Origin of the sequence: Haloferax profundi (assembly GCF_001469865.1) — an archaeon.
In the GTDB taxonomy this organism is placed as follows: Archaea; Halobacteriota; Halobacteria; order Halobacteriales; family Haloferacaceae; genus Haloferax; species Haloferax profundi.
In genome coordinates this window covers 1-5,271 of sequence record NZ_LOPV01000069.1, presented here as the reverse complement: position 1 = coordinate 5,271, position 5,271 = coordinate 1, and the positions used below count along the sequence as shown (strand labels likewise).

At 60.2% G+C, this 5,271-nt stretch carries 5 protein-coding genes and 1 pseudogene; 4 read left to right on the top strand and 2 right to left on the bottom strand.

Going from position 1 to position 5,271, the window contains the following annotated elements:
- The 3 genes from AUR66_RS21715 to AUR66_RS03505 all read left to right on the top strand — a co-directional run.
- The coding region (locus tag AUR66_RS21715; protein WP_058571127.1) for a DUF7351 domain-containing protein at window positions 1-896 on the top strand (896 nt) is incomplete at its 5' end.
- Between the two features lie 149 nt (window positions 897-1,045).
- The gene (locus AUR66_RS03510; RefSeq protein WP_058571128.1) at window positions 1,046-1,489 is read left to right on the top strand and encodes a cupin domain-containing protein; all 444 of its coding nucleotides are present in this window, start codon (window positions 1,046-1,048) and stop codon (window positions 1,487-1,489) included.
- A gap of 2 nt (window positions 1,490-1,491) precedes the next feature.
- Complete coding sequence (locus AUR66_RS03505; RefSeq protein ID WP_058571126.1) at window positions 1,492-2,022, top strand: ester cyclase; 531 nt, start codon at window positions 1,492-1,494, stop codon at window positions 2,020-2,022.
- A 14-nt stretch (window positions 2,023-2,036) separates the two neighbouring features.
- Here the strand turns inward: AUR66_RS03505 and AUR66_RS03500 are convergent, their stop codons facing one another.
- A complete protein-coding gene (locus AUR66_RS03500) occupies window positions 2,037-2,795 on the bottom strand; it encodes an SIR2 family NAD-dependent protein deacylase (protein ID WP_058571125.1) in 759 nt (252 codons plus the stop codon).
- Between the two features lie 150 nt (window positions 2,796-2,945).
- Between AUR66_RS03500 and AUR66_RS03495 the strand changes: the two genes are divergently transcribed.
- Entirely contained in the window at window positions 2,946-3,968 is a 1,023-nt protein-coding gene (locus AUR66_RS03495; RefSeq protein WP_058571124.1) for a phosphoribosylaminoimidazolesuccinocarboxamide synthase, read from the top strand.
- Between the two features lie 997 nt (window positions 3,969-4,965).
- On the opposite strand, the pseudogene AUR66_RS22495 reads toward AUR66_RS03495, so the two are convergent.
- Window positions 4,966-5,271 (bottom strand): annotated as a pseudogene (locus tag AUR66_RS22495) (hypothetical protein); the annotation flags it as partial.

The following is a 5,271-nucleotide window of genomic DNA, read 5'->3' as shown; positions in this document are numbered from 1 at the left end:
GGGACGAGACGCGGCTGAACATCATCCGGGCCCTGTGGCGGGCCGGTGCCCTCCACGAATACGACGACATCGACGATAGCGCGTCGGCGATGTCGTTCTCGGAGTTGCGCCGACGCGTCAACGTCGGCGACAACGGCCGATTCAACTACCACCTCTCGAAGCTCGTCCCACACTTCGTCCGAAAGACGGCGGATGGATACCGACTGAGCGGCGGGGGAAAGCGAATTGCGCGAACAGTCGTCACCGTCGCGGGGGAACACGACGCCGACATCTCTGGAGAGGTGAATTCGGACTGCCCAGTCTGTGGCGGTGCAATAAAAGCCACCTACGAAGACCAGTGGCTCCGGTTCTCCTGCACCCAGTGTGCCGGACTGTTCGGTGACGTGGCTCCGAAAGGAACGCTCCTGAACGCACCGTTTCCCTCGCCGGGTCTGGCCGACCGGACACCGGACGAGGCGCTCACGACGGAACTCTACCGATGCATGTCGGACCTGACGCACATGGTGCAGGGTGTCTGCCCCGAGTGTGCGAGTGCGGTCAAGGGTTCTCTTTCGGTATGTGAAGCGCACGACGCGACACAGGACCGACCCTGTCGGACCTGCGGGACGCCCTTCGTCGCCTGGGGCGAACTCCGGTGCGACACGTGTCGATTCGCCAAACGACTGCCAGTCGAACTCTGCGTGATGGGGCTCGCTCCCGTAATCGGCCATCTGTACACGCAGGGAACCAACGTGTTCGCCCCCTCGCTGGACGACCTCTTCGACCTCGTCCAGAAGCAGGTGACGACGGCCGTCACCGACAGTCCACGCCGTGTGGTCACCACTATCGGGACGACCGAGGACGCACTGACGCTGACACTAGACGAACACCTATCGGTCGTCGACGTCTCCCAGTGACTCCGACACTCGGGACCACCCTGTCTCTCTCCGCCTTCTCTGACCGCATCGATTCACTGTGACGAGAGAAGCGGCCTTCACTAGTTTTTCTGAGAGAAATGTCATTCTCCGAACACTCAAGCTCGAATCTGTCGTACGTCCAGCTGAACATGTCGAAACGCACAGCAGTGAAATCGATACGTCTCGACGAACTCGAACTCGTCAGGGCGACACAAGCCGGTTCGGGGATGGACGTGCGGGTCAATTTCCCGTTCTCCCAGTCGTTCCCTGCGGCGACAGGGGTGGAACTCGAAGGCAGACACAACGTCGTCTACTTCGAACTCGACCCGGGACAGAAGCTAGGGACGCACGTCGACAGCCCCGAAGAGATTATCGTCTGTCTCGACGGGTCGGACGTCGAGGTGTGGGTCGGAGAGTCGACGGGGGCGATCCAGTCGGGGACGTTGACGGTGATTCCACCGATGACCCCGCACGGGTTCCACAACACCGGAACCGAAACCGCCCGGTTTCTTGGGTTCTTTTCGGACCGGACGACTGTCTCGGAGTTCGAAACACCGGTCGAACCGCTGGGAGTGACGGTTCTCGAAACGTAACCATGTCGTCTCACGAACACCCAGACACTGACCGAGTCCAGACCGACGTCGAGTCCGAACTCGCCGCCAACGCCTACGTGAACATGTGGAACGACCGAGACTACGAGGCGATTCCACGACTGGTCTCGGACACGTTCGTCATGTACGACCCTGCTGCGCCGGCGAAGGGGGTTCCCGGGCCGAAAGGAGAGGTCCACGGACGAGACGGACTCCGCCAGTTTATGGAGTTGATAACCACCGCGTTCCCCGACTTCGAGATTACGGTCCTCGATATGCTCACCGGTGAGGACGTCGCCATGTACGAGGTCCAACTGACCATGACTCACGACGGTCCTCTCGGTGGCCTCCCCCCGACCGGACGACGCGTCGAGATTCGGGGTGTCTCGATACTGCACCTCGACGCAGGCACCATCGACGAGCACGTCTTCCATACGGACATGAACGAGGTGGGTGCGCAACTCGGGTTGACGTTCCCACAGGTGCTCGGCCAACTTCCGAAACTCGTCGTCAGAAAAGTTCGGCTCTCCCTCTAGGACCGACCGACGCCTCAGAACCGACTCTCGACCGCTGGCAGGAACTCGGTGAGGTCCGTGCGCACGACTCTGGCCGCCTCGTCGTCGTAGTGCGTCTCGTCGAAGTTGACGACGACGAGCGACCCATCTTCAGCGGCCTGTCCCGCTAATCCGGCGGCGGGGTGGACCGTCAGCGACGACCCGAGTGCGAGGAAGACGTCGGCTTCGTCGGCGAGTTGTTGTGCCTTTGTGTAGGCGACTTTCGGAAGTCGTTCACCGAACAGAACGACGTCCGGTTTCACGACGCCGTCGCAGGCCTCGCAGGTTGGCGGTACCTCGCCGTCTCTGACCTGGTCGAGCGCCCAGTCGGCGTCGAATCGTTCGCCACAGGATTCGCAGACGACGTCGGCCGCGTTGCCGTGGAGTTCGACGACCTGTTCGGACCCTGCCTCACGGTGGAGGCCGTCTGTATTCTGTGTCACCACCGCGTCGAGGACGCCGTGTGATTCCAGTGCGGCGAGTGCGTCGTGCCCGGGGTTCGGTCCGACGCCCTCGGGGAACATCCGTTCGTGGAGGCGCAGTCTGTCGCGCCAAAAGCTAGCGGGATCGTTCACGAACCTGCTGCGGTGGAACGACTGCGGGTCGAACTCGGTGTTCCAGATGCCGTCTTCGCCGCGGAAGTCGGGGATGCCGGACGCGGTACTCATTCCGGCCCCGGTGAGTGCGACGGCAGTGTCCGACTCGCGGAGCAGACGAGCAACCCACTCGGCGTCGGAGTCGAGGTCGGTGTGCATACTCGAACGAACGGCCGGGTATCGAAAAAGCGGCCCGATTACTCCCACGACCCTTCGATAGGCGCGTTCGTGCATACTTTTACAGAAAATACTCCCGAGATGCACACAGAAGTGGAAGGTTCTTAGTGGGAAGAGCGCAGAGGGTCGAACATGACCAGCGTGAAGGACTTCCGCGTCGAGGAGGAACCGACGGCGACCGACCTCGGCCGGGGCCGGTTCGTCTTCTCTGACCGCTACTCCGTCTTCGACTGGGGCGAGATGCCCGACCACATCCCGAACAAGGGCGCGAGTCTCTGTCTGATGGGTGCGTACAACTTCGAACTTCTGGACGTGAACCACGTCCCGACGCACTATCTGGGCGTCGTCGAAGACGGCGAAGTCAAAGACCTCGGCGAGTGTGAGTCGCCCCCGACCGAGATGGCCATCGAACTCACGCAGGTGCCGGACCTCCCGCACGAAGACGGCGAGTACGACTACGACGCCTACCACGAGGTCGCTGGCGAGAATTACCTCATCCCTCTCGAAATCGTCTTCCGCAACACCGTCCCCGTAGGGTCGAGTCTCCGAAAGCGCGGCGAACCCGCGGACTACGGCCTCGACGCAGACGAGTGGCCCGAAGAGGCCGTCGACCTCCCCGAACCCGTCGTCGAGTTCTCTACGAAGTACGAAGAACAGGACCGCTACCTCGACCGCGACGAAGCGGACGACATCGCCGGCGTCGTCGACCTCGACCAACTCGAGGAACTCGCACTCGCGGTCAACCACATCCTGACCGACCACGCCGCCCGCGCCGGATTCGCCCACGAAGACGGGAAGATAGAGTGCCTGTACCACGACGGGACCGTCAAGGTCGCAGACGTTGTCGGCACGTTCGACGAGAACCGCTTCTCGTACGACGGCCAGCAAGTCTCGAAAGAGGTCGTCCGCCAGTACTACAAGCGCGTCCAACCCGAGTGGGTCGACGCCGTCTCCGCCGCCAAGAAAGAAGCAATCGAGACGGGCGAACCCAACTGGCGCGAACAGTGCGACGTCGAACCCGAACACCTCCCCGGCGAAATCGTCGACGCGCTTTCGAACCTCTACTGCGCGGGTACCAACGCCTACGTCGACTACGACTGGTTCGACGCCCCGACTATCGAGGACGCCGTCGCCGCCGTTCGCGACCTGAACTGAGCGAGTTCAGCGACTAACGTTCGCCTTAGAACTCTCGCCCGGTCGCTTCTTCTGCGACTTCTTCGACGCCTTCGGAGACTGCCTCTTCGACGCCACCCTCGCGGTACCCTTCGATTGCTTCCATCAGTATCTTGAGAACGTTCATGGTTGCGAGACAGTTTGAATAGACAATAAGGGTTCGGGCGAAACCCTCAGAACGTGACTGGAATGAGGTGCTGAATACAGAGGGTGAGTTCAGCAGAGAACTCATTCGGGATTGCCCCAAAGAGTTTACACACTCACGATTGGTGGATATTATGGCTCGCCGCTTCAGTAGCGCCCTCTTATTGACCGTATTCGGAGTTGCAGGCGGACTTATTTTAGTTGTTGCCATGACTCAAATTGGGGACAGTCCACCTGAACGACTCGCGATAGGTCTTGCACTCGTCCTCAGTGGTGTGTTACTATTGCTGGGCCTTGTACGGGCGTACGGACACAAGATGGGTGTCAAGCAGACGGCGACTTTACCTCCAAAAATTCTTCTCGTCATTGGTATCTGTACTGCCATCGGTGGCATTGTCGTGTTCGAGCCGTGGCGCGCTGACGTTTCTCAGGGGTTTCGAATGATTATCACTGGCATGTGGGTTTTCGTCGGAAGTGGCCTCGCTGTGGCCGGAAGACGCTGGGAACACCAACAAGAATCGCGATATCCACTCGCTGTTCTACTGACCGGCCAACTACTGAGTCTGTTCTACGTGGTGTTTGAATCGGTAGATAGTGTCCTCCCACCAATTCCCATCCCCGCCTTGCTTCTGCTCGGAGTGATTGCTGGTATCCCGGTCCTCTGGGTTCTGTACCACCAACGAGCAACTGACACCCGGGCGAATGGGTCTCAGTAATAGACAGCCACACTGTCTCGAACGAATTGGATCGAGTGGCTTTGGACGACGATTCCAATCGACTTGCGCCCTCTGTTCAGTACGGTCGCGATAGGCTGTCTAAAATCGCTCAGAGAGGCTCAATTCCCCTCTCGTTGCTGTTGCAGTGTTGCTTTTGCGCGTGCGACGTAGGAGTTTGCTGACCAACTCCGTGCGTCACTCATCTGCTCAAGGAATTGGTCCGCAGAATCGGGAGAGAGGACGCCGTTCCGCACGAGGGCAGTGAGTAGAATCGGCGTTGTCACGAGGCGAGTGTCAACCAGTGAAGCATGGATAAGTGCGAGTCGGTTGAACTCGTCACAGAGGAGTTGGCTTGCGTTCACTTCGTTCGCCAACGTGACTGCCGCATTCTCGCCATCGTCCAGTGGAAACGTTTCGTCCAGTTC

Excerpts from the sequence above, each read along its gene's own strand:
- AUR66_RS03510 (WP_058571128.1), top strand. The coding sequence starts at position 1,046 with ATGTCGAAACGCACAGCAGTGAAATCGATACGTCTCGACGAACTCGAA.
- AUR66_RS03505 (WP_058571126.1), top strand. The coding sequence starts at position 1,492 with ATGTCGTCTCACGAACACCCAGACACTGACCGAGTCCAGACCGACGTC.
- AUR66_RS03500 (WP_058571125.1), bottom strand. The coding sequence starts at position 2,795 with ATGCACACCGACCTCGACTCCGACGCCGAGTGGGTTGCTCGTCTGCTC.
- AUR66_RS03495 (WP_058571124.1), top strand. The coding sequence starts at position 2,946 with ATGACCAGCGTGAAGGACTTCCGCGTCGAGGAGGAACCGACGGCGACC.